Annotated in this window: 24 protein-coding genes; 14 read left to right on the top strand and 10 right to left on the bottom strand. The window is 64.2% G+C overall.

Translation table 11 applies throughout. From position 1 onward, the window contains the following. Positions 1-87 precede the first annotated feature (87 nt). Positions 88-1,167: a GntT/GntP/DsdX family permease gene (locus AC5STI_RS12950; RefSeq protein WP_495446956.1), complete on the bottom strand. Its 1,080-nt coding sequence runs from the start codon at positions 1,165-1,167 to the stop codon at positions 88-90. 214 nt (positions 1,168-1,381) lie between these two features. Between AC5STI_RS12950 and AC5STI_RS12945 the strand changes: the two genes are divergently transcribed. The 7 genes from AC5STI_RS12945 (at position 1,382) to AC5STI_RS12915 (ending at position 7,287) form a co-directional block, all read left to right on the top strand. Next, a complete protein-coding gene (locus tag AC5STI_RS12945) occupies positions 1,382-2,281 on the top strand; it encodes a LysR substrate-binding domain-containing protein (RefSeq protein WP_495446955.1) in 900 nt (299 codons plus the stop codon). 411 nt (positions 2,282-2,692) lie between these two features. Next, the gene (napE, locus tag AC5STI_RS12940) at positions 2,693-2,842 is read left to right on the top strand and encodes a periplasmic nitrate reductase, NapE protein (protein ID WP_475048174.1); all 150 of its coding nucleotides are present in this window, start codon (positions 2,693-2,695) and stop codon (positions 2,840-2,842) included. A 12-nt stretch (positions 2,843-2,854) separates the two neighbouring features. After that, the gene (gene napF / locus AC5STI_RS12935; protein WP_495446954.1) at positions 2,855-3,370 is read left to right on the top strand and encodes a ferredoxin-type protein NapF; all 516 of its coding nucleotides are present in this window, start codon (positions 2,855-2,857) and stop codon (positions 3,368-3,370) included. Beyond that, positions 3,367-3,645: a chaperone NapD gene (locus tag AC5STI_RS12930; protein ID WP_475048170.1), complete on the top strand. Its 279-nt coding sequence runs from the start codon at positions 3,367-3,369 to the stop codon at positions 3,643-3,645. Before napF ends, AC5STI_RS12930 begins: the two co-directional genes overlap by 4 nt. Beyond that, complete coding sequence (napA, locus tag AC5STI_RS12925) at positions 3,642-6,140, top strand: nitrate reductase catalytic subunit NapA (protein ID WP_495446953.1); 2,499 nt, start codon at positions 3,642-3,644, stop codon at positions 6,138-6,140. Before AC5STI_RS12930 ends, napA begins: the two co-directional genes overlap by 4 nt. 8 nt (positions 6,141-6,148) lie before the next feature. Next, positions 6,149-6,619 (top strand): nitrate reductase cytochrome c-type subunit, encoded by a 471-nt coding sequence (locus AC5STI_RS12920; RefSeq protein ID WP_475048166.1) that lies wholly within the window; start codon positions 6,149-6,151, stop codon positions 6,617-6,619. After that, positions 6,619-7,287 (top strand): cytochrome c3 family protein, encoded by a 669-nt coding sequence (locus AC5STI_RS12915; RefSeq protein ID WP_475048165.1) that lies wholly within the window; start codon positions 6,619-6,621, stop codon positions 7,285-7,287. Before AC5STI_RS12920 ends, AC5STI_RS12915 begins: the two co-directional genes overlap by 1 nt. An 83-nt stretch (positions 7,288-7,370) precedes the next feature. On the opposite strand, the gene trhO is transcribed toward AC5STI_RS12915, so the two are convergent. Further along, the gene (trhO, locus tag AC5STI_RS12910) at positions 7,371-8,282 is read right to left on the bottom strand and encodes an oxygen-dependent tRNA uridine(34) hydroxylase TrhO (RefSeq protein ID WP_495446952.1); all 912 of its coding nucleotides are present in this window, start codon (positions 8,280-8,282) and stop codon (positions 7,371-7,373) included. 179 nt (positions 8,283-8,461) lie between these two features. Here trhO and pncA point away from each other — a divergent pair, with 179 nt between their 5' ends. The 3 genes from pncA (at position 8,462) to pncB (ending at position 12,743) form a co-directional block, all read left to right on the top strand. Then, a complete protein-coding gene (pncA, locus tag AC5STI_RS12905; RefSeq protein WP_495446951.1) occupies positions 8,462-9,058 on the top strand; it encodes a bifunctional nicotinamidase/pyrazinamidase in 597 nt (198 codons plus the stop codon). A gap of 69 nt (positions 9,059-9,127) precedes the next feature. Continuing rightward, complete coding sequence (locus AC5STI_RS12900; RefSeq protein WP_495446950.1) at positions 9,128-11,389, top strand: hybrid sensor histidine kinase/response regulator; 2,262 nt, start codon at positions 9,128-9,130, stop codon at positions 11,387-11,389. Between the two features lie 64 nt (positions 11,390-11,453). Then, positions 11,454-12,743, top strand: a complete 1,290-nt coding sequence (pncB, locus tag AC5STI_RS12895; protein ID WP_495446949.1) for a nicotinate phosphoribosyltransferase — start codon at positions 11,454-11,456, stop codon at positions 12,741-12,743. A 95-nt stretch (positions 12,744-12,838) separates the two neighbouring features. On the opposite strand, the gene AC5STI_RS12890 is transcribed toward pncB, so the two are convergent. From AC5STI_RS12890 to AC5STI_RS12875, 4 genes are read right to left on the bottom strand one after another with little or no spacing between them, the layout of a single operon-like run. After that, a complete protein-coding gene (locus AC5STI_RS12890) occupies positions 12,839-14,290 on the bottom strand; it encodes an aldehyde dehydrogenase family protein (protein ID WP_495446948.1) in 1,452 nt (483 codons plus the stop codon). Beyond that, positions 14,283-15,890 (bottom strand): ABC transporter ATP-binding protein, encoded by a 1,608-nt coding sequence (locus tag AC5STI_RS12885; RefSeq protein ID WP_495446947.1) that lies wholly within the window; start codon positions 15,888-15,890, stop codon positions 14,283-14,285. Before AC5STI_RS12885 ends, AC5STI_RS12890 begins: the two co-directional genes overlap by 8 nt. Then, positions 15,887-16,702: an ABC transporter permease gene (locus tag AC5STI_RS12880; protein WP_490397729.1), complete on the bottom strand. Its 816-nt coding sequence runs from the start codon at positions 16,700-16,702 to the stop codon at positions 15,887-15,889. The genes AC5STI_RS12885 and AC5STI_RS12880 overlap by 4 nt, the downstream gene beginning before the upstream one ends. Beyond that, a complete protein-coding gene (locus AC5STI_RS12875; RefSeq protein ID WP_495446946.1) occupies positions 16,699-17,646 on the bottom strand; it encodes an ABC transporter permease in 948 nt (315 codons plus the stop codon). Before AC5STI_RS12875 ends, AC5STI_RS12880 begins: the two co-directional genes overlap by 4 nt. A 173-nt stretch (positions 17,647-17,819) precedes the next feature. On the opposite strand from AC5STI_RS12875, the gene AC5STI_RS12870 reads away from it, so the two are divergent. Next, complete coding sequence (locus AC5STI_RS12870) at positions 17,820-18,938, top strand: acetoin utilization protein AcuC (protein WP_495446945.1); 1,119 nt, start codon at positions 17,820-17,822, stop codon at positions 18,936-18,938. A gap of 132 nt (positions 18,939-19,070) precedes the next feature. Here the strand turns inward: AC5STI_RS12870 and AC5STI_RS12865 are convergent, their stop codons facing one another. Next, on the bottom strand, positions 19,071-20,549 hold the full coding sequence (locus AC5STI_RS12865; protein WP_495446944.1) for an ABC transporter substrate-binding protein: 1,479 nt from the start codon (positions 20,547-20,549) through the stop codon (positions 19,071-19,073). 165 nt (positions 20,550-20,714) lie between these two features. Here AC5STI_RS12865 and panB point away from each other — a divergent pair, with 165 nt between their 5' ends. The 3 genes from panB (at position 20,715) to glpK (ending at position 23,987) form a co-directional block, all read left to right on the top strand. Beyond that, the gene (gene panB / locus AC5STI_RS12860; protein ID WP_495446943.1) at positions 20,715-21,560 is read left to right on the top strand and encodes a 3-methyl-2-oxobutanoate hydroxymethyltransferase; all 846 of its coding nucleotides are present in this window, start codon (positions 20,715-20,717) and stop codon (positions 21,558-21,560) included. 8 nt (positions 21,561-21,568) lie between these two features. After that, positions 21,569-22,429 carry a pantoate--beta-alanine ligase gene (gene panC, locus AC5STI_RS12855; protein ID WP_495446942.1) on the top strand — a complete coding sequence of 287 codons (861 nt, stop codon included), beginning with the start codon at positions 21,569-21,571 and terminating at the stop codon, positions 22,427-22,429. Between the two features lie 67 nt (positions 22,430-22,496). Next, the gene (glpK, locus tag AC5STI_RS12850) at positions 22,497-23,987 is read left to right on the top strand and encodes a glycerol kinase GlpK (protein ID WP_495446941.1); all 1,491 of its coding nucleotides are present in this window, start codon (positions 22,497-22,499) and stop codon (positions 23,985-23,987) included. Positions 23,988-24,236: 249 nt separating this feature from the next. Here glpK and AC5STI_RS12845 read toward each other — a convergent pair whose 3' ends face one another. From AC5STI_RS12845 to AC5STI_RS12835, 3 genes are all read right to left on the bottom strand, one after another. Beyond that, complete coding sequence (locus tag AC5STI_RS12845) at positions 24,237-25,493, bottom strand: flavin-dependent oxidoreductase (protein ID WP_495446940.1); 1,257 nt, start codon at positions 25,491-25,493, stop codon at positions 24,237-24,239. Between the two features lie 77 nt (positions 25,494-25,570). Next, entirely contained in the window at positions 25,571-26,113 is a 543-nt protein-coding gene (gene idi, locus AC5STI_RS12840) for an isopentenyl-diphosphate Delta-isomerase (protein ID WP_027236097.1), read from the bottom strand. Between the two features lie 153 nt (positions 26,114-26,266). After that, entirely contained in the window at positions 26,267-26,728 is a 462-nt protein-coding gene (locus AC5STI_RS12835) for a c-type cytochrome (protein ID WP_475048129.1), read from the bottom strand. Between the last annotated feature and the right edge of the window lie 79 nt (positions 26,729-26,807).

Below are 26,807 nucleotides of genomic sequence, written 5' to 3'. Positions count from 1 at the left end.
TTGGTGTGCGAATTGGCGTCCTGGCCGCATTCGGGAGGGGCCAGGCGGCGTTGCGCAAGAGTGCCTGCCAGCCGCCCTGCCTTTGGGTCATGATCGTATGAGAACCCATACAAGGAGCAGCGCCATGCCGGTCAGTGCCTGTATGGCCGATGCGCCTGCAAGAATGTACACCGCACGGGCTTCTCGCTTCTCCTCTGCCAGCGCGTCACCACGCACGAGCCAGTAGAAGCTGTCATTGGGCAGGATCGCAACGAAGGAGCCAAGGCTGATCGCAAAGACGGCGGCGAGCGGGTCAGTGCCGCTTGCGGCAACGATCGGCGCGGCGACTGGCGAGACCGCGGCGAAGGTCGCCATGGATGATCCCTGGGCCAATTTAAACGCAGCGGTTAGTGCGAACAGGGCGAGCAATGTGAGCGGGCCGCCGCCTTCAGGCACCAGACGGTCAAGAGGCACAGACCCGGTCACTGCCGCCCCGAAAGCGCTGGCGGCCCCGATCAGCAGCAGCAATGATCCGGTCCGCCGCACAGCCGCTTCCATGCAGCCGCGGCGCGCGCTGGCTGGGGTTTGCGCCACTGCGAGGACCGCGGCGGCGATCAGCGCGCCTTTGGGCGACAGAAAGAAGTCCGCCGCGGCCAGACCGGTTTGCCCGGCCAGCCCGCCGAGTGTTAGCAGTGCGGCCATGAGCGCGAAGGGCGCAAAAGCGATCCATAGCCGTCCGCTTGCAGGGGCCGGCTCAGGCTCTTTCCCGGCAACAGGTGCTCCGTTGACAAGGCGCACCCAGACCATGCCCGCAGCCCAGACAGGGGGTGTAAGTGCGATTCCTGCGGCCAGCAGAACCAGCGGCGGTGCCGAATCCGGGATTGCACCGCCCAGCCTGGCCGCCACGATCAGGGGACCGGCGGGGTAGAGCAGTTTGAAGCCGGTATAAGCACCGAAAACGGTGGCGAGCTTGTGCCGCCCGGCCGCCGGAGAAAGCGCGGCATAGGCGGTGTCGGGGCAGATCATGCCCGCCCCGGCTACAGGCGAGGCGAGCCCCGCCGTCCGCCCGGCGGCTTCGGAGGCTATGTGCCGGCGTGAGAGTGCGGCGGCAAGCGTGAAAGAGGGGAGCAGTATCAGGGCGAACTCGCCCAAGGCGCGTCCGAAACCGGTGTTGAACAGGCCGATCACCTCCTCCGCTCCGCGACCGTTTGCCAGGCCAAGCACCAGTGTCAGAAGGACCATCCACATTACCAGTGGCAGGTCGGGCAGTCCCCGCCACACAGTCGCAGTGTCAACAACAGCAGTACGTGTGTCGGGCATGGCCAATAACCTTTATGCATGAGTTCTGAACATGCTATCCATGCCCCTAACCCTTTCAAAATGAGAAGAAACAGCACTTATCATGCGTACAACTCATGCTAACCTTCCCCTCAGGTCGCTTCAGGTCTTCGAAGCCGCCGCCCGCCACGGCAGCTTTACGGCGGCGGGTGCGGAGCTGGGGATCACCCAGAGCGGTGTGTCGCGGCAGATCTCGGACCTGGAGGCGGTTCTTGGAGTACGGCTGTTTGTCCGGAAAGGCGCAAAGGTGACCGTGACCCCGGCGGGCGACCGGCTGGCGGCGGGGCTGACCGACTCCTTTGGCCGGATGTGGCGCGCGGTGGCTGAGGCCCGGCGGTCGGAACAGGTGGTCACACTTTCGATGCTCCCTTCCGTCGCGGCCCGCTGGTTTGCGCCCCGGCTGGGACGGTTCATTGCCGGCCACCCGGAAATTGACCTGCGGGTTACGGCGTCGCGCCATCTGGTCGATTTCGCCGCCGAAGGGATCGACGCGGCTGTCCGCTATAACCGAGAACCTGACAGCAACCTGGAGGCGGTCAAGCTCGGCACTGAGACGGTTCAGCCGGTTTGCTCCCCGGACTATGCCCGCCGGATGCGCCTGGAGGCTCCGGACGATCTGTATCGCGCAACCCTTCTTCACGCGGATATTCCTGAGGACTGGTCCGCTTGGCTTCACCTTGCGGGGTGCACCCGGCCGCCGCCCGCCGGGCCGCGTCTTGAGGATGACGGCGCCATACTTCAGGCCGCCATGGATCATCAGGGGGTTGCACTTGGCCGGTCGCTGCTTGTGGCCGGCGACATCGCGGCAGGCCGGCTCATTGCGCCATTCTCGATCAGCCTTGAGGCGAGCCATAGCTATTGGTTCGTCATGCCCAAGGGGGTGGAGCCGTCGAAGACGCTTGCCTCCGTCAAGCGGTGGCTAATCGGCGAGTTTCAAGGCGCGGGTCAGGATGCATCCCGATAAGCAGGAGCGCAGTTTTGCCGGCGGTGAGCAGGTCTTGCCGCGAAAGCGGCCTCGCGACCAGCAACCTACCTGCGGTTTGGTCCTGACAAGGCAAAGGGACCCGCTGCGCGCCCGCGGCGCTGATCGCTTCGGTTTTGCGCCGCGCTGCAGGCGAACGGATTGTTTTGAATTTACTTAACAAGTTTCCGAAGCCGCCGTTTGCAGCCCAACAAACATTAACTTATGATTTTTTGAATGTTTTGATTTTCGGAATCTACAGGCTTTAAAATGACTCAGATCAATGTGACGGACGACGGTCCTTCGCATTGTCCCGTCCAGCGAAGTGAAGCTGAACTGGAAAACAGGTATCTGACATGACCGTTTCCTGGCTGGCTTGCTCCGCTGACAAAGTGAGAGCCAAGGAGGACGCATATGTCCGAACAGCCAACCAAAGCCGAAGAGCGGAACACATTCCTGTTTCTTGCCGTCATCCTCGCGCCGGTTCTGGCGGTCGGGATTGTCGGCGGTTACGGCCTGATCATCTGGGTTTCCCAGATCTTCCTGGGCCCGCCCGCGGGTTAAGAGGCCAGGCCGATGCCAGCCCATGCCAGCACAGCCCCTTCCCGGCGCGCCTTTCTGACCGGACGGGTCGCCAGGCCCGAGCCGGAGTTCCGCCCGCCCTGGACCGATGAGGACCGGGTGCAGGCGCATTGCACCAGCTGCAATGCCTGCGTCGAGACTTGCCCGGAAGAGATCATCGAGTTTGACAGCCGGGGTCGCCCGCGGATCCGCTTCAGCGGCGGCGAGTGCACCTTCTGTGCGGCCTGCGCCGAGGCCTGCCCTGAACCTGTTTTCGACCTCGAGCAGCCCGAGCCCTGGCCGGTGACCGTGGAAATCGGCAGCAGCTGCCTGCTGTCTGCGGGCATAACTTGCCAGCTGTGCACCGATATTTGCGACCCGCGCGCCCTTCGGATGGATCTTTCGGTCCGTCCGGCCGGTGCCATCCAGGTGGACGCTAGCGCTTGCACCGGCTGCGGTGCCTGCCTTGCCACCTGTCCCAACAACGCCATCGCGATCCGCGACCCCCGCCAGCAAAGGAGCCACGGGTGACAGAAGAACTGCATATTTCCAGCCTGCTGGTGCGCAGCGACCCGGCCCGCATGGAGGCCGTGCTGAACACCATCAAAGCCATGCCGAACTCCGAGATTTCGCAAACGGATCCCTCGGGCAAAATTGTCGTTTTGTTCGAAGCGGACAGTGATCGCGCCATTGGCGATGCCCTGGCCAAAATCCAGCTTCTCGACGGTGTCGCCAGCGCGGCGCTTGTCTTCCATCAGACCTGCGATGCCCAGGAACTCGCCCTCCAAGAAGGAACTTCCCAATGACCGGACTTACACGCCGTGACGCCATCAAGGCGCAGGCTGCCGCCGCCGCGGCGCTTGCTGCCGGGCTGCCGATCCCCGCGGCAGCGCAGAACCTTGTCACCGACGCCAGCCTGACCGAACTGAAATGGTCCAAGGCGGCCTGCCGCTTCTGCGGCACCGGCTGCTCGATCATGGTGGCCACCAAAGCCGGCCGCGTGGTTGCCACCCATGGCGACACCCAGGCAGAGGTCAACCGCGGCCTGAACTGCGTCAAGGGCTACTTCCTGTCGAAGATCATGTATGGCGCCGACCGCCTGACCACCCCGCTGCTGCGCAAGACCAATGGCGAATATGATAAGAACGGCGAGTTCACCCCGGTCAGCTGGGATGAGGCCTTCGACATCATGGCCGAGAAGTGGAAAAAGACCCTGGCCGAGAAAGGCCCTGAGGGCATCGGCATGTTCGGTTCCGGCCAGTGGACTGTCTGGGAAGGCTATGCTGCCTCCAAGCTGATGAAAGCGGGCTTCCGCTCCAACAACATCGACCCCAACGCGCGCCACTGCATGGCTTCTGCCGTGGGCGGCTTCATGCGGACCTTCGGCATCGACGAGCCGATGGGCTGCTATGACGACTTCGAGAACGCCGACGCCTTTGTGCTGTGGGGCTCGAACATGGCGGAGATGCACCCGATCCTGTGGACCCGCATCACCGACCGCCGCTTCAGCCATCCGCATGTCAAAGTGGCGGTGCTGTCGACCTTCACCCACCGCAGCTTCGACCTGGCGGACATCCCGGCGGTGTTCACCCCGCACTCCGACCTGGTGATCCTGAACTACATCGCCAATTACATCATCCAGAACGACGCGGTGCATAAGGACTTCGTCGGCAAGCACGTCAACTTCAAGCGCGGCAACCAGGACATCGGCTATGGCCTGCGTCCCGAGCACCCGCTGGAGCAGGCTGCCGGGAACGCCGGCAAGGCCGGCGGCGCAACGGACATGAGCTTTGAGGAGTTTGCCGAATTCGTTTCCGAATACACGCTTGAAAAAGCGGCGGAAATGTCCGGTGTCCCGGCAGAGACGCTGGAGAAGATCGCCAAGCTGTACGCCGATCCGGACACCAAGGTGATGTCGCTGTGGACCATGGGCGTGAACCAGCACACCCGCGGTGTCTGGGTGAACAATCTGCTTTACAACATCCACCTGCTGACCGGCAAAATCTCGACCCCCGGCAACTCGCCGTTCTCGCTCACCGGCCAGCCCTCCGCCTGCGGCACCGCGCGCGAGGTGGGCACCTTCGCTCACCGCCTGCCGGCCGACATGGTGGTCAAGAACCCCGAGCACCGCGCCTATGCCGAGAAGATCTGGAAACTGCCCGAAGGCACCGTGCCCGGCTGGGTCGGCTCCCACGCGGTGAAACAGAACCGCGACCTGAAGGACGGCAAGATCAACTGCTACTGGGTGCAGGTGAACAACAACATGCAGGCCGCCCCCAACATGATGGAGGAAGGGCTGCCGGGCTACCGCAACCCCGACAACTTCATCGTGGTGTCGGATGCCTATCCGACGGTGACCGCCGAAGCCGCCGACCTGATCCTGCCCGCCGCCATGTGGGTGGAGAAGGAAGGCGCCTACGGCAACGCCGAACGCCGCACCCAGTTCTGGTATCAGCTGGTCAACGCGCCGGGTGAATCCAAGTCCGACTTGTGGCAGCTGGCCGAGTTCTCCAAGCGCTTCACCACAGATGAGGTCTGGCCTGCGGAAATCCTGGACGCCAACCCCGGCTACAAGGGCAAGACCCTGTTCGAGGTGCTGTTCGCCAACGGCAAGGTCGACCAGTACGAGCTGTCCGAGAAGGCCAAGGAATACGGCAACCACGAATCCGAAGACTTTGGCTTCTACATCCAGAAGGGCCTGTTCGAGGAATACGCTGAGTTCGGCCGGGGCAAGGCGCACGATCTGGCGCCGTTCGACACCTACCACGAGGTGCGTGGCCTGCGCTGGCCCGTCGTCGATGGCAAGGAAACCCGCTGGCGCTTCAAGGAAGGCTCAGATCCCTACGTTAAACCAGGTGCGGATTTTGAGTTCTACGGCAAGCCCGACGGCAAGGCGGTGATCTTTGCGCTGCCCTATGAGCCGCCGGCGGAAAGCCCGGATGAGGAATACCCGATGTGGCTGACCACCGGCCGGGTTCTGGAGCACTGGCACTCCGGCTCGATGACCCAGCGGGTGCCGGAGCTGTATCAGGCGGTGCCGGATGCGCTGTGCTACATGCACCCGGACGATGCCAAGGCCCAGGGCTTTAGGCGCGGCACCGAGGTGCGGGTGATCTCGCGGCGCGGTGAAATCCGCACCCGGGTGGAAACCCGCGGCCGCAACAAGCCGCCCAAAGGCCTGGTCTTTGTGCCCTGGTTCGATGCGCGTCGGCTGATCAACAAGGTCACGCTGGATGCCACCGATCCGATCTCGAAACAGACGGACTTCAAGAAATGTGCAGTCCGTATCGAAGCAGTGTGAGGCCCGTCATGAAACATCTCCGTCTCGCTATCCTGGCCGCTCCGATCCTTTTGGCCTCGGCCGCCTTTGCCCAGAACCAGGTCGCCACGCTGCGTAATACCGCGCCGCTCGACCAGGAGGGCGAAGCCACCCAGATCCCCGGCATCGTCAACACCGACATCCGACAGGTGCGCAACTACCCGGATCAGCCGCCGCTGATCCCGCACAAGACCGACAACTATCAAGTCGACCTGAACTCCAACAAATGCCTGACCTGCCACAGCCGCACCGCGGTGGAGGTCAGCCAGGCGCCGATGATCTCGGTCACCCACTTCATGAACCGCGAGGGCCAGACCCTCGCCGCCGTGAGCCCGCGGCGCTACTTCTGCAACCAGTGCCACGTGGTGCAGACCAACGCCCGGCCGCTGGTCGAGAATGAGTTCGTCGATGTAGACAAGGTGCTCGACTATGTGCACTCGAAACAGGGCGGGGCGGACTGATGATTGCTTTCCTGAAAAGGCTCTGGTGGATCATCAGGCGGCCCAGTGCCTATTTCTCGCTCGGCTTCCTGACCATGGGCGGCTTTGTGATGGGGATCATCTTCTGGGGCGGTTTCAACACCGCGCTTGAGGTCACCAACACCGAGGCCTTCTGCACCAGCTGCCATGAAATGCGCGACAACGTGTTCGAGGAGCTGAAGCCGACGATCCATTATTCCAACCGCTCCGGTGTCAGGGCTTCTTGCCCGGACTGCCACGTGCCGCACAACTGGACCAACAAGATCGCCCGCAAGATGCAGGCCTCCAAGGAGGTCTGGGGTAAAATCTTTGGCACCATCAACACGCGGGAGAAATTCCTGGAGCACCGGCTGGAGCTGGCGCAGCACGAGTGGGCCCGGCTGGAAGCCAACGACTCGCTGGAATGCCGTAACTGCCACTCCGACGAGTCGATGGACATCACCCGCCAGTCCAAGCGCGCAGCAGAGGCGCATGAGCGCTTCCTGTTCACCGGCGAGAAGACCTGCATCAATTGCCACAAGGGCATCGCCCACCAGCTGCCCGACATGGCCGCAGCCGAAGGCGAGGATCACGCAGGCCTGCTGGCCCCTGCCCATGGCGAGGGCCTGCTGGCCAGCACCCGCAGCTACCTGGGCCTGAGCGGGGACTGACGCTGGCAGCCTGCGCAAGCACTAAAAAAGGCCGCTGTCCCGATGGGCAGCGGCCTTTCTAATTGTCTGCTACTCGGCAGGGCTTACAGCGGGATGCTGCCCAGGTGATCCTCGCCGCGCTCCCGCGCCAGCTTCATCTGTTTCTGCCGCTCGCGGAACCGGGCCTTGTCCTCTTCCGAGGTTTCATTGATGCACAGGTGGCAGGAAACGCCCTGTTCGAACTCCGGCCGGGCCTTGTCCTCAGGCAGGATCGGGCGGCGGCAGCCGTGGCACAGCTCATGCGGGCCTTCGACCAGCCCGTGGCCGACCGACACCCGGTTGTCGAAGACAAAGCACTCGCCTTCCCAGGTGCTGTTTTCGGCGGGCATTTCCTCAAGGTAACGCAGGATGCCGCCCTTCAGGTGGTAGACATCCTCCACCCCTTGGCCCAGCAGGTAGTTGGTCGATTTCTCGCAGCGGATGCCGCCGGTGCAGAACATCGCAACCCGCTTGTTGTGAAAGCGGTCCTTGTTCTCCTCCCACCAGGCGGGGAAATCGCGGAAGCTCTCTGTCTTGGGGTCAATCGCGCCCTCGAAGGTGCCGATTGCCACCTCATAGTCGTTGCGGGTGTCGATCAGCACCACATCGTCCTGCCGGATCAGATCGTTCCACTCTTCCGGCTCGACGTAGTGCCCGACGGAGGCCAGCGGATCCACATCCGGCTGGCCCATGGTCACGATCTCTTTCTTCAACCGCACTTTCATCTTGCCAAACGGCGGCTCGGCGGCAGTGGCCTCTTTCCACTCCAGCCCGGCACAGCCCGGCAGCGCCTTGATATGCGCCAGCACCGCGTCGATGCCGGCACGCGGGCCGGCGATGGTGCCATTGATCCCCTCCTGCGCCAGCAGCAGGGAGCCTTTGACGCCTTGCGCCTGGCACAGCTCCAGCAACGCCGGGCGGATGGCGGCAGGGTCGGGGAAACGGGTGAAGTGATAGAGGGCAGCAATCGTGTACATGCCCCGGCCTTAGAACCATGGCGCGCGGTTTTCAAGAGCAAGAACCGCCTGCGCGGGGCCAATAAAACAAGGGCTTTGCATGTATGTTTTCACTTGCGTCAGCCCGGCGCCGGCCAGCGGGAGTTCCCAAGCGGCACTTGTCCCGTTACAAATTGTGCAAGCCAGAAAGGGAGTTGCCGATGACCCAGGCCCTGATCGTTGTGGATGTGCAGAATGACTTCTGCCCGGGCGGGGCGCTGGCGGTGCCCGGCGGGGACGAGGTGGTCGCCCCCATCAACGCCATGATGGCGCAGTTCGACGCGGTGATTCTCACCCAGGACTGGCACCCGGCAGGGCATTCCTCCTTTGCCTCTGCGCACCGGGGCAAGACACCGTTCGAGACGGTGGAGATGCCCTATGGCACTCAGGTTCTGTGGCCCGATCACTGCGTGCAGGGCACCGGTGGGGCGGACTTCCACAAGGACCTGCGCACCGACGGCGACCTTATAATCCGCAAGGGATTCCGCCCGGCAATCGACAGCTATTCCGGCTTCTTCGAAAACGACAGGACCACGCCCACCGGGCTGGAAGGATACCTGCGCACGCGCGGCATCTCCCGGTTGACTCTCGCCGGGCTTGCCACCGACTTTTGCGTTGCCTTCACTGCGCTCGATGCGGCCCGGCTTGGGTTTGAGGTGACGGTCGATTTGAAGGCCTGCCGGGCAATTGACCTGGACGGCTCGCTGCAGGCGGCCCTTGGCCAGATGAAAGAGGCAGGCGTTGAGCTTCAATCTTGAGTTGATTTGCCGAATTGTTAACGATAGCCGGCTTATGCTGTGCGGGCTCACCGACGGCAAGGCGGATAGATGAATACTTTGGATGGGGCTGCCGCAGGCCCGCTGGACAGTTATTTCAAACGCTACGGTTCGCTCGAGCTGCTGCTGCGTTACGCCCGCGGCCGGGTGCGGATGTTTTGGGGCCGCCAGCTGTTCATGGCTCTGGCCTTTCTGACTCTCGCTCTGGTCGTTCCCACGCAATACGCGCTGCTGGCCTTTGCCATAACCTTTGCCGGCGACACCGCGGATTGCATGCTTCTGCGCCGCGCGGACCGCTTGGCCGGCAGCGGCCTGAGTGAAAGGCGGCTGCGGCTGCTGACCGCTCTGACCGCGTTCCTGCACGCCCTGGCGCTCTGCGCGGCTGCATCCATTCCTTTCTGGGTCGAGTTTCCGGCCCAGGACCCGCACACCCACAACGAACCGCTTTTCACTGTCGGCCTGCTCCTGGGGCTGGCGATCAATGCCGCGCTGGTGCTGCCGTATAACCCTTTGGCAGTTATCGTAAAACTCGTCACCTATGCAGCGCTGCCGGTGGCGGCGCTGGCGGTGGAGATCCTGGAAGCGCCGGAATCGGCCGCAATGTACGAATTGCATCTGGCAGGGCTGGCGGTGCTTTATACCTCCTTTCTGTGGTTTCTCGTTTTCGTCAGGCGAAACTTCAGCCGGACCCGCCGCAACATGAGGGCCCAGGCCCTGCAGCAGCAGGAGCTGGAAGCCGCCTATGCGGAGCTGTCCGAACAGCAGATGGAGGCCAAACGCCTGGCGCTGGTTGCGGAGAACGCCAATGACAGCGTGATGCTGATGGACCGGAACGGGCGGATTACCTGGGTCAACGACAGTTTCACCCGCCTCACCGGGTACTCGTTCGACGAGGCTCTGGGTCAGCTGCCGGGTGACTTGCTGAACAGCGGCAGGACCGACCCCGCCGCCATCCGGCTGCTGCAGGACAGTGTCCGCGATGCCCGGCCGGTGCGCGTGGAAATCTGCAACCGGCGCAAGGACGGGCAGCACATCTGGATAGAGACCAGCCAGGTGCCGATGCTGAACAGCGCCGGAGAGCTGGAAACACTGATCGCGGTGGAACGGGACATTTCCGCCGCCAAGGAACATGCACGGCAGCTGGAACAAGCGCGGATCTCGGCTGAGGAAGGTGCCCGCGCCAAGGCAGAATTCCTGGCGACCATGAGCCACGAAATCCGCACCCCGATGAACGGGGTGATTGGCATGGCCCAGCTGCTGCGCGACAGCGGCCTGAACGGCGAGCAGGAGCTTTATGCCAGCACCATCCTCAGCTCGGCGGATACCCTGCTGGCGCTGATCAACGATGTTCTCGACTTCTCCAAGATGGACGTTGAGGGCGTCACCCTCAGCTGCGCCGACTTTGATCCGCGCGCCTGTTTTGAGGAAACGGTGTGCCTGCTGAAGGCCCAGGCGGACTCCAAGGGCTTGGGGATGCTGCTGGAAATCAAGGATCGGGTGCCCGCACAGCTGCGCGGCGACGACCGGCGAATCCGGCAGATTTTGCTGAACCTGGCTGGCAATGCGATCAAGTTCACCGAACAAGGCCGGGTGCTGGTGACACTGGATGCCGAACCGGCAGGGCAGGGGTTTGATCTGATCTTTTCGGTGGCGGACACCGGCATCGGAATTCCCAAGGAGATGCTCTCCAAGGTGTTCGAGCGGTTTGCCCAGGGGGACGCCGCAATCAGCCGCCGCTTTGGCGGCACCGGACTGGGGCTCGCTATTTCCCGCCGCCTGGCGGAGGCAATGGACGGCAGTATCACAGTGAAGTCCGAACTGGGGCTGGGGTCCTGTTTTACTGTGCGGCTTCGCCTGGATCCTGCGAAGGCGCAGCAGGCAGCACCGCCCGCTGCCGCACCGCAGCCGGTCGGTTTCGACGCGCTGGAGGGGCTGCGGGTCCTGGTGGCGGAAGACAACGCCGTGAACCGGGTGCTGATGGAAAAGTTTCTGCACCCGACACCGGCGCAACTGGTCTTTGCCCAAAATGGCCGCGAAGCGGTGGCACAGTTCCAGGAATTCGCACCGGATATCATCCTGATGGATATGTCGATGCCAGAGATGGACGGGCTGGAAGCCACCCGCGCGATCCGCGCCTCGGCGCTGCCGCAGCCTGCTATTGTGGCGCTGACGGCCAATGCCTTCGATTCGGACCGGGAGGCTTGCCTTGCCGCAGGCATGAACGAATTCATGAGCAAACCCATCAACCGCAGCAAACTGATCGAGCTTTTGGTGCAGCTGGCGCCACAGGCGCAGGCCCGCCGCGCGGGCTGATTTCCTTTGCCCCCGCTGGCGGGCTATCCTATCAATCAATGACTTCTTAAGCACGAGGCTGCCGGTGGATATTGCAACCCGCGTCTACAATCACAAATGGAAGATTGATCCGATTGTCCGGTCGCTGATCGACACCGATTTCTACAAGCTGCTGATGTGCCAGTCGGTGTTCCGCAACAAGCCGGACACCACCGTGACCTTCTCGTTGATCAACCGCTCCACCCATGTGCCGCTGGCCCGGCTGATTGACGAGGGCGAGCTGCGCGAACAGCTGGACCACATACGCTCGCTGTCGCTTAGCCGCGGCGAAAGCACCTGGCTGCGCGGCAATACTTTCTATGGCAAACGGCAGATGTTCCGCCCTGATTTCATGGAGTGGTTCGAAGGCCTGCGCCTGCCGCCCTACCACCTGGAGCGCAAGGGCGATCAGTATGAGCTGACGTTTGAGGGCAAGTGGCACGAGGTCATGCTGTGGGAAATCCCGGCGCTTGCGGTGCTGATGGAGCTGCGCTCGCGCGCGGTTCTGGACAAGATGGGCCGGTTTGAGCTGCAGGTGCTCTATGCCCGCGCCATGACCCGCGTCTGGGAAAAGATTGAGCGCCTGCGCGAGATTGACGGCTTGACGATTGCCGATTTCGGCACCCGCCGCCGCCATTCCTTCCTGTGGCAGGACTGGTGCGTGCAGGCGATGATCGAGGGGCTGGGTGAGAAGTTCACCGGCACCTCCAACTGCCTCATTGCCATGCGCCGCGAGGTGGAGGCGATCGGCACCAATGCGCATGAATTGCCGATGGTCTATTCGGCGCTGGCGGACAGCGATGCGGAACTGGCTCAAGCACCTTATGAGGTTCTGTCCGACTGGCATGACGAGCACGAGGGCAACCTGCGCATCATCCTGCCCGACACCTATGGCACCCAGGGGTTTCTTGACCACGCGCCTGACTGGCTGGCCGGCTGGACCGGCATCCGCATCGACAGCGGCGACCCGGCCAAGGGCGCAGAGGTAGCGATCAACTGGTGGAAAGAGCGCGGCGAGGACCCGGCGGAGAAACGGGTGATCTTTTCCGATGGCCTGGACGTGCAGCAGATCCAGGACCTGCACGCGCAGTTTTCCAGCCGCACCAAAGTGTCCTTTGGCTGGGGCACGCTGCTGACGAACGACTTCCGCGGACTGGTGCCGGATGACGCGCTGGCGCCCTTCTCGCTGGTGTGTAAGGCAGTTGCCGCCAATGGCCGTCCGACGGTGAAACTGTCCGACAACCCGGAAAAGGCGATGGGGCCTGCGGATGAGATTGCGCGTTACAAGCGCGTATTCGGCGTCGGCAAGCAGGAACGGCAGGACGTTATCGTCTGAAAGAAAACGAGGGGAGTTAAAGGGGGGGCGCCGCCCCCTCGGCCTGGCGGCCTCACCCCCGGAGTATTTGGGAAAGATGAAAGAGGCGGACGGCCTCAGCCGTGATGCGCCGCCACGGTCTTGAGCTGCGAGAAGCCATAGAGCGCTTCAAAGCCTTTCTCACGCCCGTGCCCCGACTTCCCGACGCCGCCAAAGGGCAGCTCCACCCCGCGGCCGGCACCGTAGTTGTTGAGGAACACCTGGCCCGCCCGCAGTTTCTTGGCCAGCCGCATCTGCCGGGCGCCGTCACGGGTCCAGACGCTGGCGACCAGCCCGTAGTCGGTCGCATTGGCAATCCGCAGCGCGTCGTCTTCGGTGTCGAACGGGATCAGCACCTGCACCGGGCCAAAGATCTCTTCGCGCGCAAGCACATGATCGTCTGGCACATCGGAAAACAAGGCGGGGCGGACATAGGCGCCGCTTTCCGGCGCATGTCCCACGATGGTCCCCTGCGCCGCGACGGGAAGATCAGCGCCCTTGTCCAGATAATCCTCCACGATCTGTTTTTGCCTGGCAGAGATCAGCGGCCCGACCCGCAGGTCCTCTGCCGCAGGTCCGACGGTCAGCGTGCTGTAGGCCTTAGCCATGCGCCGCTTTACCTCCTCATACGCCCCGCGCTGCACCAGAATGCGCGAGGATGCCGAACAGGTCTGGCCTGCGTTCTGGATACCCGCGTTCACGAGAAACGGCAGGGCAGCGTCAAGATCGGCATCGTCAAACACCAGTTGCGGGGACTTGCCGCCCAGCTCCAGCGTGACCGGCACCACGTTGGCGCCCGCCGCCTGCTGCACCAGCGCGCCAGTCCTGACCGACCCGGTGAAGGAAATGTGATGCACGCCGGGGTGCCCGGCCAGCGCCGCACCGGCCTCCGATCCCAGTCCCGGCACCACGTTCAGCGCACCCGCAGGCAGCCCGGCCTCCATCGCGATATGGGCGAAGGCCAGCGCCGTCAGGCAGGCCTCCTCCGCCGGTTTCAGCACAGAGGCGTTGCCCATTGCCAGCGCCGCGCCGACAGAGCGGCCGATGATCTGCATCGGGTAGTTCCAAGGCACGATATGGCCGGTCACCCCATGCGGCTCCCGCAGGGTATAGACGGTGTAGCCGTCGAGATAGGGAATGGTCTCCCCCATCACCTTGTCCGCCGCGCCGCCGTAGAACTCGCAATAGCGCGCCAGCGCCACGGCATCGGCGCGCGCCTGGGTCAGCGGTTTGCCCACATCCATCGCCTCAATCTCGGCCAGCAGGTCCACCCGCTCCAGCACGAACTGGCCGATCCGGGTCAGGATGCGGCCCCGTTCCAGCGCAGTCATGCGGCCCCATGCGCCGTTCAGCGCCGTCCCAGCTTCTTGCACCGCGGCCTCGATATCTGCCGCACCGCCGCGGGGGATCTGGCAGATTTCGCTGCCGTCCGAGGGGTTCACCAGCGGCAGAGTGCCGCCGCTGGCCGCGGGCAGCCACTTGCCGCCAATGAGGCAGAGCGCGGGATCGAACCAGAGGGGGTCAGACATGCTGGGGGCTCCTTTTCGGGCCGGACAGATCAGGCAGCACCGGGGCTGCGGCGATCAGCTGGCGGGTGTAGGGGTGCTGCGGGTTGCTGAATACGGCTTCGGTTTCACCCTGTTCGACGATTTCTCCGTGCCTCATCACCAGGCAGCGGTCGGTGATCGTGCGCACCACGCTCAGGTCGTGGCTGATGAACAGGTAGGTGAGGCTGTAGGCCTCGCACAGTTCTGCCAGCAGGTCGAGGATGCGGGCGCGGACAGAGACGTCGAGGGCTGACACCGCCTCGTCAAAGATGATCAGCTCCGGCCGGGTGATCAGGGCGCGGGCAATGGCAATACGCTGGCGCTGCCCGCCGGAGAACTGGTGGATGTATTTCTCAGCGTCCTCCGGTTTCAGGCCGACAGCGTCGAGGGTTTCGGCGATCAGATCACGGCGCGCCGCGCCGGTTGGCGGATCAGGCAGCATATGGAACGGTTCGGTGATCAGCCGGTCCACCCGGTGGCGCGGGTTGAAGCTGCCGTAGGGGTCCTGGAAAACCACCTGCATCTTGCGCCGGGTCTCGGGGGCTAGGTGGATCGTGACGGGTTCTCCATCCAGCAGGATCTCCCCCCCTTGCAGCGGCTCCAGTCCCAGAACTGCCCGCGTAAGGGTCGATTTTCCGCATCCCGACTCCCCCACCAGCCCCAGCCGCTCCCCGCGGTTCAGGGTGAAGGAGACATCGTTCACGGCACGGAATGTGCCGGGCTTTGCAAACAGCGATGGGCGCGGGGTCTTGTAGTCGCGCACCGCGTTCCGTACCTCCAAGAGCGCTGCTGGCGCGGATGGATCCGGCAGCGCCACCTGATGGTTCGAGGCGTCAAACAGCATCCGCGTGTAAGGGTGGCGCATGTTGCGCAAGAGCCAGTCCGTGTGGCCGGATTCGACCACCTCTCCATTGCGCATGATTACAATCCGGTCAGCCAGATCCGCTACCACCGCCAGGTCGTGGGTGATAATCAGCAGACCCATGCCATAGTCCTGCACCAGGTCCTTCAAAAGGCCGAGGATCTGCGCCTGCGTGGTCACATCCAGCGCGGTTGTCGGCTCATCCGCGATCAGCAGCTTGGGGCGCAGGGCTATGGCCATGGCGATCACCACCCGCTGGCGCTGGCCGCCCGACAGCTCATGCGGATAGCGGCTTAGCGGAAAGCGGTCCTGAGGCAGCCCGACCCGCTCCAGCACCTCGCGGGCGCGGGCCTCGGCGTCCTGGCGTGGCATCGCCTTGTGGATCAGGATCGTTTCCATCACCTGCTCGCCGATGGTCTTGACCGGATTGAGCGCGGTCATCGGCTCCTGAAACACCATGCCGATAGACTGGCCGCGCAGGGCGCACATCTGTTCTTCGGACTGATCCAGCAGCTGGGTCCCGTCCAGCGTGACATACCCCTTGATTTGGCTCCGCTCCGGCAGCAGTTGCATCACCGCCAGCGCGGTCATCGACTTGCCGGAGCCGCTTTCGCCGGTGACAGCAACAATCTCGCCCGGCTCTACGTGGAACGATACATCCTTCAGCACCGGATAGCAGCCGATCTTGAGAGATAAATGGGTCACATCCAGCAAGGTCATGTCCGCGCCACCCGCAGCTTCGGGTCAAAATAATCACGCAGTCCGTCGCCCAGCAGGTTCAGTCCCAGCACCGTCAGGATGATGGCTGTGCCCGGCACCAGCGCCAGATGCGGTGCAAAGCTGACCATGGTCTGCGCATCGGCCAGCATCCGCCCCCAGCTGGGGGTGGGCGGCTGCGCGCCCAGGCCGACATAGCTGAGGCCGGCTTCGGCCAGGATCCCCAGCGAGAACTGGATCGTCCCTTGCACGATCAGCAGGTTCATTACGTTCGGCAGGATGTGTTCCGCGGAGATGCGCGCCGCGTTCTTGCCTGCCACACGGGCGGCCAGGATGAATTCCCGCTCCCAAAGGCTCAGCGCCGCGCCGCGGGTGATGCGGGCAAACACGGGGATGTTGAAGATGCCGATGGCGATGATCGCGTTGATGGCGCCAGCCCCCAGAACAGCGGTGATCAGGATCGCAATCACCAGCGAAGGGAAGGCAAAGACGAGGTCATTGCCGCGCATGATCAGCTCATCCAGCCAAGACCCCTTGCGCGCCGCCGCCGTCAGCCCCAGCGGAACGCCCGCGCCCATGCCGATACCGACGGCCACCAGCGCCACGGCGATGGAGGTGCGCGCGCCGACCATGATCATCGACATCAGGTCGCGCCCGAAATGATCGGTGCCCAGCCAGTGCTGCGCATTCGGCGTCTGCAGTTTGGCGGCGATGTTCATTGCGGTGTGGTCAAAGGGCGTCCAGACAAACGACACCGCCGCCGCCAGCAGCACCAGCGAGGACAGCACACCGCCAAGGATCAGGTTGCGGGTCATGTCCGGCTCCTCAGCCGCGGGTCCACCAGCGCATAGGCAAGGTCGACCAGGAAATTCACCGTTATGACGGCAAAAACCAGCAGCATCACCACCGACTCCACTACGATCAGATCGCGGGAGGAGATCGCCTGGAACACCAGCCGCCCGAGGCCCGGCAGGTAGAAAACCTGCTCGATGATAATGGCGCCTGCCAGCAGGAAGGAAAACTGCAGCCCGATGATGGTCAGCACCGGGATCATCGCGTTGCGCACTCCGTGCCGCCATAGTGCCTGACGGCGAGTCAGCCCTTTGGCGCGGGCGGTGCGCATGAAATCCTCACCCAGAATATCCAGCAGGGCGGAGCGCATCACCCGCGTCAGGATCGCCGCCTGCGGCAGCGCCAGGGCAATCGCGGGCAGCGTCAGCGCATGGAGGCCCGCCCAAAGCCCCGCTTCCCAGCCCGGAAACCCGCCGGCCCCGAACCAGCGCAGGTTGATGGCAAAGATCAGGACCAGCATCATCGCAAACCAGAAGTTCGGCACCGCAACGCCCAGCTGGGTTGCCCCCATCACCGCCATATCGCCTGGCGTGCCGCGGCGGGCAGCGGCATAGATGCCGGCGGGAAAGGCGATCAGCGTTGACAGCGTCAGCGCGTAAAGCGCCAGCGGCAGCGATACCCACATGCGGTCGGCAATCATCCCGGCAACAGGCGTGCGGTAGGTGTAGGAGGTGCCGAAATCGCCCGCCAGCATCCCGGCGATCCAGTTCAGATAGCGGGCGGCTTTGGTTTGATCCAGCCCCAGCTCTGCCTTCAGGGCGGCCACCGTGTCGGCCTGCGCATTGACCCCCAGCATGAACGACGCCGGGTCGCCCGGTGCCACCTCCACCACAAGGAAGATCACCAGCGAGGCAACAGCCAGGCTGAGGATCAGTGACAGGAGGCGTTTGAGGGCATAGCGCAGCATGGCTGCCACGTTAGGAGCCTGCGGGGAACGGGTCCAGAGGCCAGCAGAGGGAAACCGGGGCCAGGCGGCAAAAATGCGCAGCGTCAATGGGTTGAGCGGATGCCGCACGGAAACCGGCGGATTGTGCGGGGCAAGCCCTTTGGCAGCGCCCGGAAAACGGCTATCACTCTGCCATGCTGTCCCGCCCCCTGTTCATCGGATCTGAAATCTACCGCGGATCGTCCTATGGCCGCACCCATCCCCTGCGGGTGCCTCGGGTTTCAACCGTGATGGACCTGTCCCGCGCGCTGGGCTGGCTGCCGGATGAGGCCTATGTGAACTCCCCCCGCGCCAAACCTGCGGCGCTTACCATCTGGCACACGCCCGAATACGTCGCGGCCCTGCAGGCGGCGGAGGCGGCGCAGTTTGTGAGCGAGGAGGTCCGCGCCCGGCATCATCTTGGCACCCTGTCCAACCCGGTGTTTCCGGAGATCTTCCGCCGCCCGGCCACCGCTGCGGGCGGCTCGATCCTGGCGGGGGAACTGCTGGCGGGTGGCGGCATCGTCTACAACCCGGCGGGTGGCACCCATCACGGGATGCCCGACCGCGCCAACGGGTTCTGCTATCTGAACGATCCCGTTCTGGCGATGCTGTCGCTGCGCCATCACGGCGCGCAGCGGATCGCCTATGTCGACATCGACGCCCATCATTCCGACGGGGTGGAGCATGGCTTTGCCGGCGACGCCGATGTGCTGATGATCTCGGTGCATGAGGAAAACCTGTGGCCCAAGACCGGCACACTGACAGAGGACGCAGGCGGGTCCGCCCTGAACCTGCCGGTGCCGCGCGGCTTCAATGATGATGAGATGGCCCATATCCGCGACGCGCTGATCCTGCCCGCGGTCGAAGCGTTTCAGCCGGATGCCATCGTGCTGCAATGCGGGGCGGATGCCGTCACCGAAGACCCGCTGCCGCATCTGGACCTGTCGAACAACGCCCATTGGGCGGTGGTGCGGGCGCTGATGGGCATGGCGCCGCGCTATCTGGTGCTGGGCGGCGGAGGCTACAATCCGTGGTCAGTGGGGCGGCTCTGGACCGGGGTCTGGGCCACGCTGAACGGGTATGAGGTGCCGGAGCACCTGCCCGCGGCGGGTGAAGAAGTGCTGCGCGGGCTGGAGTTCAATGGCAATCGCCTGGGCCGCAATCCGCCGGAACACTGGTTCACCACGCTCAGGGATCAGCCGCGGGGCGGGGAGATCCGTCAGGAAATCCGGGAGCGAGTAGCGTTTGTACGTGCGAGGCAGGGTCTGTGACGCGATGAGGGCAGCGCCCGCTCCTGGGAGGGGGCGTAAGCGCCCTCTCGTTTTGCCGAAGGCAAACCTGCGGTTTGACGGGAGGCTCGGGCGCTGCCCGGCGTTGCCGCCGGGCCATTGGCTTTTATCAAATTACTCCGCCCAGCTGATCGCCGTCAGGTCGATGGCCGCCGTCGGCGCGTTTTCCCACAGACCTTGCAGCCCGGCTTTAGCAACACCCAGCTTGGCCAGCTGGAACAGGTAACCGTTGACGTAATCCGCTGCGATCATTTCCTGCGCCTCCTGCATCAGCGCGGTGCGGCTGTCCGGATCCGTGGTCGCGTTCAGCCGGTTCATCAGCTCCTGAAACGCCTTGCTGTCATACTGGAAGTAGTACTCGGGCCGGGCGTAGATGCCGATGTCCATCGGCTCGGTATGGCTGACGATGGTGAGGCCAAAGTTCTTGCCGCGGAACACGGTCTCCAGCCACTGGGCCCATTCCACATTGATGATCTCGGCCTTGATACCGACCGCGGCCAGCTGCGCCGCGATGATCTCGCCGCCGCGGCGGGCGTAGGAGGGCGGCGGCAGATGCAGGGTGGTGTCAAACCCTTCGGCGAATCCAGCCTCGGACAGCAGCGCCTTGGCCTGTTCCGGGTCATAGGCGGACTTGCCGGTCAGATCCTTGTAGGCCGGATTGTGCGGCGCAAAGTGGGTACCGATCGGAGTGCCGTACCCGAACATGGCGCCGTCGATGATCGCCCTCCGGTCGATGGCATGGGCCACCGCCTGGCGCACCCGGATGTCATCAAAAGGCGGCTGCTTGTTGTTGGTGGACAGGATCGTCTCACCCTCGGTCGAGCCGACCAGAACCTGGAACCGCGGATCGGCCTCGAACTGCGGCAGGTTCTCAGGCGCCGGGAAATTGTCGAAGGCGTCGATATCCTCCGCCATCATCGCGGCAAAGGCGGCCGTGGGGTCGGAAATGAACTTGAAGGTGGCCGACGCCAGCGCAGGCTGATCGCCCCAATAGTCCGGATTGCGGGCCAGCGTGATGCGGTCGCCCTGCACCCACTCCTGGAACGTATAGGCGCCGGTGCCGACCGGATTGGTTTTGATGTCTTCGATGCTTTCCGGCGCCACGATCACCGCGTCGCCCCAGGCGAGGTTAAACAGCAGGCTGCCATTTGGCGCCTCCAGTGTAATCTGCACGGTCTGCGGGTCCACCGCGTCGACCGCGGTTATCCCCTCGAACAGCGCCTTTTGGGCATTGGTGCTATCCTCCGCCCGGGCGCGGTCGAGCGAGAATTTCACGTCTTCCGCATCCATCGCGCTGCCGTCGTGGAAGGTGACGCCCTCACGCAAGCGGAAGGTGTAGACGGTGCCGTCTTCGGAAATTTCCCAGCTCTCTGCCAGCCCCGGCACTACCGATCCGTCTCCCATGAACCGGGTCAGCCCCTCGAAAATGTTGCTGTAAACCACCGAGTCGATGGCCTGGGCGGCGGCGCTGGTCGGGTCCAGATGCGGCGGTTCCAGCTGCATGGCGATGGTGACGCTGTCCTTGGCCCAGGCACCGCCCGCGGCCAGGGCCAGTGCGGAACCCGCCGCAAAAACAAATGATTTCAGTGCCATTGAATAACTCCCCGTGTACAATATGCGGGCCGTGTGCGGCGCCTATTGGAAACGAGTTTCCCCGATTCCCAAGCGTAATCAAGGGCGGGGGACATTTCGCCCACTGGAAGCACGCGGCGTTAATTGATAATCCGTCGCCACTCCAAGAACCGCGGACAGGAAGCCATGAGCGCAACAGCCAAGAAACAGGCGCCCAACGCCGAAGACATCCGGGCCCGCAAAGGCGGCACCCCTCTGGTGAGCCTGACGGCCTATACCACGCCGATGGCGCGGCTGATGGACAAGCACTGCGATTTCGTGCTGGTCGGCGACAGCGTCGGCATGGTGCTGCACGGGCTGACCTCCACCCTGGGCGTGACGATGGAGATGATGATCCTGCACGGCCAGGCGGTCGCGCGCGGTCTCAGCCAGGCGATGCTGGTGATCGACATGCCTTTCGGGTCTTACGAGGAAGGCCCGCAGCAGGCATTCCGCAACGCTGCCCGGCTGATGGCCGAAACCGGCTGCGCCGCGGTTAAGCTGGAGGGCGGTGTCGAAATGGCCGAAACCATCCGCTTCCTGGTAAAGCGCGGTATCCCGGTGATGGCCCACATCGGCCTCACACCGCAGTCGATCAACACACTGGGCGGGTATAAGGTGCAGGGCCGTGACACACAGGCGGACGCCGTGCTGGCAGACGCCCGCGCGGTGGCGGAGGCCGGCGCGTTTTCGGTGGTGCTGGAGAAGGTGCCGCAGAAACTGGCCGACAAGATCACCGCCGAGGTGGCGATTCCCACCATCGGCATCGGCGCCAGCGCCGGCTGCGACGGGCAGATCCTGGTGGTGGACGACATGCTGGGCTTCTTCACCGCCTTCAAACCGAAGTTCGTGAAACGCTACGCCGACCTTGGCCCGCTGGCCGAGGCGGGTATCGCCGAATACGCCGCCGAAGTGCGTGCCCGCAGTTTCCCGGCTGCCGAACATGTCTTTGCCGATCAGGCCCCGGCGGCCAAGACGCCCTCCAAAGGATGACTTCCGAAATGACTGCCCCGATCCTGCGCCGTCTGGCCGACCTGCGCGCCAAGACGTCCGAGTGGCGCCGCAACGGCGAAACCATCGGCCTGGTGCCGACCATGGGGGCCTTGCACGCAGGACACCTGTCGCTGGTCGAAGCAGCCAAGCAGGCTTGTGACCGTGTGGTCGTGACCATCTTCGTGAACCCCAAGCAATTCAATAACGCTGAGGATCTGGCGAACTACCCGCGCACCGAACACGAGGATGCGGAGAAGCTCGCCCCCTACGGCGTGGACCTGATCTATGTCCCGGACCCGGATCAGATCTACCCGGACGGCTATGCCACTAATGTGTCTGTCGGCGGCAGCATCACGGACGTGATGGAGGGCCCCTTCCGCCCCGGTCATTTCGACGGGGTTGCAACGGTCGTCGCGAAGCTGTTCCTGCAGACCAGCGCGGACAAGGCCTTTTTCGGCCAGAAGGATTACCAGCAGCTGATGGTGGTGACCCGCATGGCCCGCGATCTGGACATCCCGATCGAGGTCATCGGCTGCGAAACCGTGCGCGAGCCGTCGGGTCTCGCCATGTCGTCGCGCAACCTGCGCCTTTCGCCGGAGGCGCTGGCCAAGGCCGCGGCCCTGAATGCGGCAATGCGCGAGGCCGCCGCCAAGGCGTCCGGGGGCGGGCTCTGGGCACCGCTGGAGGCCACCGCGCGGCAGGCGCTGTCTGAGGCGGGGTTTGGCGACGTCGAATACTTCGATCTGCGCTGCGCGGAAACGCTGGAGGCGCTGGAGACCCCCTCCCGTCCGGCCCGGCTGCTGGCCGCCGCCTGGATGGATGGCATCCGCCTGATCGACAATATCGAGGTTCCTCAACTAAATTCTTAGTAGGGGCTGGTAGCGATAGCACCTTTGCGTTTATTGTCCCCGGTCAGAGGAGACTGGAGGGCAGCCGATGACCTATATTCTGGCAATTGATCAGGGCACCACGTCGACCCGGGCAATCCTGTTTGATGCGGGAATGCAGGTCGCGGGCACCGCGCAGCAGGAGTTCACCCAGCATTACCCGCAGGCGGGCTGGGTGGAGCATGACCCGGAGGAGATCTGGGACACCACCGTCGCGGTCTGCCGCAGGGTTATGGCGGATCTGGATGTTTCTGCTGCGGATATCGCGGGCATCGGAATTACCAACCAGCGTGAAACCACCGTGGTCTGGGATAAATCCAGCGGCAAGGCCATCCACAACGCCATCGTCTGGCAGGACCGCCGCACCGCCGCCATCTGCGAGCAGCTGCGCGAGGCCGGCCACGCGGAAATGGTGGCCGACCGCACCGGGCTGCTGCTGGATCCCTATTTCTCCGGCACCAAGGTGAAGTGGATCCTCGACACCGTTCCGGGCGCGCGGGAGCGGGCCGAGGCAGGGGATCTCCTGTTCGGTACAGTCGACAGCTTTCTGATCTGGCGCCTGACCGGCGGCGCCTCCCACGTGACCGACGCGACCAATGCCGCGCGCACGCTGATGTATGATATCCGCAAGGGCCGCTGGAGCAGCACCATCAGCGATCTGCTGAACGTGCCGCAGCAGATGCTGCCGGAGGTGAAGGACAGCGCCGCCGATTTCGGCACCACCGACCCGGAAATCCTTGGCGGTCCGGTTCCGATTCTGGGTGTGGCCGGCGACCAGCAGGCCGCCACCATCGGCCAGGCCTGCTTCCAGCCGGGGATGATGAAATCCACCTACGGAACGGGGTGCTTTGCGCTGTTGAACACCGGGGATGAGCCGGTTGTGTCGAAGAACCGGATGCTGACCACCATCGCCTATCAGCTGGACGGCAAGCCGACTTATGCGCTGGAAGGCTCGATCTTTATCGCCGGCGCCGCGGTGCAGTGGCTGCGCGACGGGCTGGGAATCATCGAACAGGCCTCCCAATCTGGCGAACTGGCGCTGCGGGCGGACCCGGGCCAGGACGTGATCCTGGTGCCCGCCTTCACCGGCCTTGGCGCGCCCTATTGGGAGCCGGAGTGCCGCGGCGGCATGTTCGGTCTGACCCGCAACTCCGGTCCGGCGGAATTCGCCCGCGCTGCGCTGCAAAGCGTCGCCTACCAGACCCGCGACCTTTATGAGGCGATGCGCGCCGACTGGGAGGACGACAGCCACCACACCGTGACCCTGCGCGTCGATGGCGGCATGAGTGCCAGCGACTGGACCATGCAGAGCCTGTCCGATCTGCTGGGCGCTGCCGTCGACCGCCCGGTGATGCAGGAAACCACCGCGCTGGGCGCGGCCTGGCTGGCAGGGATGCGGGCCGGGATCTACCCGGACCAGACCGGTTTTGCCGACACCTGGAAGCTCGACCGCCAGTTCGCGCCGCTGATGCAGCCCGCCGCGCGCGAAGCGGCCTATGCCCGCTGGCAGCGCGCGGTGCAGGCGGTGATCGGGATCTAAGCGCTAGTGAACGGGCAGGGCGGTGCTCTCCCGCCTGCTCCTGCCCATTCAAAAAATGGGCCTCACAGTTGGGCGTAGCGCCGCGCTTTGCGCGGCGCTTTTCTATCTGCTGAGAAGCGGTTTAAGGGCGGAACTGCCCTTAAACGCGCGTTTTCGAGTGTGTGTGTCCATCCGCGCCTCAAGAATAAACCGAGCCTGCGGCACGGCGGCTGCGCCGTCCTTGACCCGCGGTTGGCCGGGGGGCGTGCCTCAGCTGATGCCAGCGCCTGCCGGGATGGTCGGGGGACGCGCGTTGAGTTCTTCGATGGAAAAGCCCGCAATCGACTTGTACTTGGCGGCATGGGCGGCCAGCTCAGCCTGCGGGATCACTTCGCTGATGTCCCCGAAATCTCCGCCGCAGAGGTCCTCGACTTGTTGCAGCACTCCGTCCGGGCCGCCGCCTGCGCGGTTGGCCATACCCACAGCCGTGGTCACCGGACGCACCTCTGCCTCATAGGCCTGCAGAGCGCTGGCGCTGATCCCGTGGTCCAGCAGTCGCGCACCGATCACCCGCGCATCGACAATCGCCTGGCTGGCGCCGTTGGAGCCCACCGGATAGGTCGGATGCGCGGCGTCGCCCATCAGGGTCACGTTGCCATCTGTCCAGCGCGCCAGCGGGTCGCGGTCCACCATCGGGTATTCATAGACCACCTCCGCCCCGCGGATCAGGCCGGGCACGTCGATCCAATCGAACTGCCAGCCCGCAAAATCCGGCAGGAACTCCTGGATGTCCGCAGGCCGGTTCCAGTCCTCCCGCCGCCAGGGGGCGGAGGGGTCAAAGCGCTTTTCCGCGATCCAGTTCATCGTGACGAGGCCTCCGGCATCCGGCTGGGAGATCGGATACGCGACCAGCCGCAGGTCGTCGTGACCGATCATCGCCATCGCCGCGCCGCCCTTGAAGGCGCGCGCGCGGGTGGTAGCCCGCCACAGGATGCGGCCGTTCCAGATGGGCGCGCCCTCATCCGGCACCATCTGCGCGCGCAGGGCAGAGTGGATCCCATCGGCTGCCACAACCAGCGAGCCTTCGATCCGCCGCCCATCAGCCAGCAGCAGCGTGGCGCCGCCGCCCGTATTCTCAAACCCTGCCGCCCGTGCCCCGGTCTCGTAGCAGCCCGCCCCGGCCCGCTCCGCCAGTGCGCGGTACAGCAACATCTGCAACGCCCCGCGGTGCACCGAATACTGCGGCCAGGCATAGCCCGCGCCGGTGCCGCGGGGCTCCTCCCAGATCGTTTTGCCCAGCTTGCTGTAAAACCCCAGCTGCCGGGTCTTCACGCCAATCGCATCCAGCTCCGCCTCCAGCCCCAGATCGAACAACTCCCGCACCGCGTTGGGCTGCAGGTTGATGCCAACCCCCATCGGCTTCAGCTCCCGCGCCGCCTCAAAGATCCGGAAGGGCACCCCGATCTGATGCAGGGTCAGCCCCAGGGTCAGCCCGGCGATGCCGCCGCCGGCGATGAGAATGGACATGATAAGTATACCTCCCAATTGTGCGGGCAGAAAACCACAGCCTACTGCGCAGAACAAGAAGATACGGGGGAGGCGGCTCAGCGCCTGCCGGCGATGATCAGGTCGGGGCCAAAGATCACGTCAGCATAGTTGTGCAGGTAGATCTTCAGCCAGGGTGTGAAGCGCTCAGGATGGCGGCTCACCTCTGCCAGCAGGTCGTGGTAGTCGACCCAGCGGGTTTCCATCACCTCATCCGGGTTCGGGGTGACTTTCAGCGGGCGGTGGGCGTGCGCCAGGAACACATCAACAGCTTCATGCTCCACCAGCCCGTTGCCGACATCGGCGCGGTATTCCAGGTGGTGGCGGAACTCCGGGTACAGACCGGTGATCCCCAGCTCCTCCTGCATTCGCCGCACCGCGCAGGCCGAAGCCTGCTCCTCCCACATCGGATGGGTGCAGCAGGTGTTCGCCCACAGCCCCGGCGTGTGGTATTTGCCCATCGCCCGCCGCTGCATCAGGATTTCCACGCCTTTGACCACAAAGACGGAAACCGCCTTGTGCTTCAGCCCGCGCTCATGCGCGGCGAGCTTGTCAACAGGTGTCAAATCGCCGTTCACCCAGGCGGGGATCATGTGGCTCATGCTGTGTCCGTGACGTGTTTCCCTGGCCGGCCTGCCGCAATTGCGATGGCCTGGCTCCTACCGCTAACGCCTGCGGGTTGCGAAAGCAATTACGCGAAAAGCCGCGGCGAAAATGCCGCGGCTTTGATGCAGTGTTTGCCGGAAATCCGGGCGTTATTCGGTGGCCGCTTCCGCGCTTTCCTCAGTTTCGGCACCCTCTGCCGGGGCCGGGCCGTGGCTGGCCAGGAAGGCATAGATGTCTTCGCCGCCCTTCTTCAGGCGGAAGGACATTTTCGATTTGGCTTTGGAGTCGCCGGTTTCGGCCTGCAGGAACTTCTTGGGGTCTGCTGTGAAGGCGACGAATTTCTCTTCATCCCAGACCAGCCCGGCTTCACCGGCAGCAGCCAGGTCCTTGCTGTATTTGAAGTCTTCCACGGCGCCTGCAGTGCGGCCGGCAACACCCCACAGGTTGGGGCCGGTTTTGCCGCCCTTGACGATCACGTCGCCGTCATCAGAGACGACCATGTGGCAGGACTTGCACTTGTTGAACCCCTTTTCACCCTTGGCCGGGTCGCCTTCGGCGAAGGCGGGGGCGGCGAGGAGGCCGAAAATGGCGGCAGTAACGAGAGGTTTCATATTGCTTGCTCCGGTTATGAGTTGGCACGTGTGACTCATGATCCAATAGCCGGCAGTGTCAACCGGCAGTTTGACGCGC

It is taken from the genome of Leisingera sp. CC-HEC096 (assembly GCF_059429235.1).
The sequence above is the reverse complement of the archived record's forward strand: the minus strand, read 5'-3'. Positions and strand labels throughout refer to the sequence as shown.

Bases quoted from the DNA above. Each gene is read 5' to 3' on its own strand.
- AC5STI_RS12835 (WP_475048129.1), bottom strand. From the start codon at position 26,728: ATGAAACCTCTCGTTACTGCCGCCATTTTCGGCCTCCTCGCCGCCCCC.
- AC5STI_RS12890 (WP_495446948.1), bottom strand. From the start codon at position 14,290: ATGTCTGACCCCCTCTGGTTCGATCCCGCGCTCTGCCTCATTGGCGGC.
- AC5STI_RS12870 (WP_495446945.1), top strand. From the start codon at position 17,820: ATGCTGTCCCGCCCCCTGTTCATCGGATCTGAAATCTACCGCGGATCG.
- idi (WP_027236097.1), bottom strand. From the start codon at position 26,113: ATGAGCCACATGATCCCCGCCTGGGTGAACGGCGATTTGACACCTGTT.
- napF (WP_495446954.1), top strand. From the start codon at position 2,855: ATGCCAGCCCATGCCAGCACAGCCCCTTCCCGGCGCGCCTTTCTGACC.
- AC5STI_RS12865 (WP_495446944.1), bottom strand. From the start codon at position 20,549: ATGGCACTGAAATCATTTGTTTTTGCGGCGGGTTCCGCACTGGCCCTG.
- AC5STI_RS12845 (WP_495446940.1), bottom strand. From the start codon at position 25,493: ATGTCCATTCTCATCGCCGGCGGCGGCATCGCCGGGCTGACCCTGGGG.
- pncA (WP_495446951.1), top strand. From the start codon at position 8,462: ATGACCCAGGCCCTGATCGTTGTGGATGTGCAGAATGACTTCTGCCCG.
- AC5STI_RS12885 (WP_495446947.1), bottom strand. From the start codon at position 15,890: ATGACCTTGCTGGATGTGACCCATTTATCTCTCAAGATCGGCTGCTAT.
- glpK (WP_495446941.1), top strand. From the start codon at position 22,497: ATGACCTATATTCTGGCAATTGATCAGGGCACCACGTCGACCCGGGCA.
- AC5STI_RS12880 (WP_490397729.1), bottom strand. From the start codon at position 16,702: ATGACCCGCAACCTGATCCTTGGCGGTGTGCTGTCCTCGCTGGTGCTG.
- AC5STI_RS12920 (WP_475048166.1), top strand. From the start codon at position 6,149: ATGAAACATCTCCGTCTCGCTATCCTGGCCGCTCCGATCCTTTTGGCC.
- panB (WP_495446943.1), top strand. From the start codon at position 20,715: ATGAGCGCAACAGCCAAGAAACAGGCGCCCAACGCCGAAGACATCCGG.
- napA (WP_495446953.1), top strand. From the start codon at position 3,642: ATGACCGGACTTACACGCCGTGACGCCATCAAGGCGCAGGCTGCCGCC.
- AC5STI_RS12900 (WP_495446950.1), top strand. From the start codon at position 9,128: ATGAATACTTTGGATGGGGCTGCCGCAGGCCCGCTGGACAGTTATTTC.
- napE (WP_475048174.1), top strand. From the start codon at position 2,693: ATGTCCGAACAGCCAACCAAAGCCGAAGAGCGGAACACATTCCTGTTT.
- AC5STI_RS12945 (WP_495446955.1), top strand. From the start codon at position 1,382: ATGCGTACAACTCATGCTAACCTTCCCCTCAGGTCGCTTCAGGTCTTC.
- AC5STI_RS12915 (WP_475048165.1), top strand. From the start codon at position 6,619: ATGATTGCTTTCCTGAAAAGGCTCTGGTGGATCATCAGGCGGCCCAGT.
- panC (WP_495446942.1), top strand. From the start codon at position 21,569: ATGACTGCCCCGATCCTGCGCCGTCTGGCCGACCTGCGCGCCAAGACG.
- trhO (WP_495446952.1), bottom strand. From the start codon at position 8,282: ATGTACACGATTGCTGCCCTCTATCACTTCACCCGTTTCCCCGACCCT.
- AC5STI_RS12875 (WP_495446946.1), bottom strand. From the start codon at position 17,646: ATGCTGCGCTATGCCCTCAAACGCCTCCTGTCACTGATCCTCAGCCTG.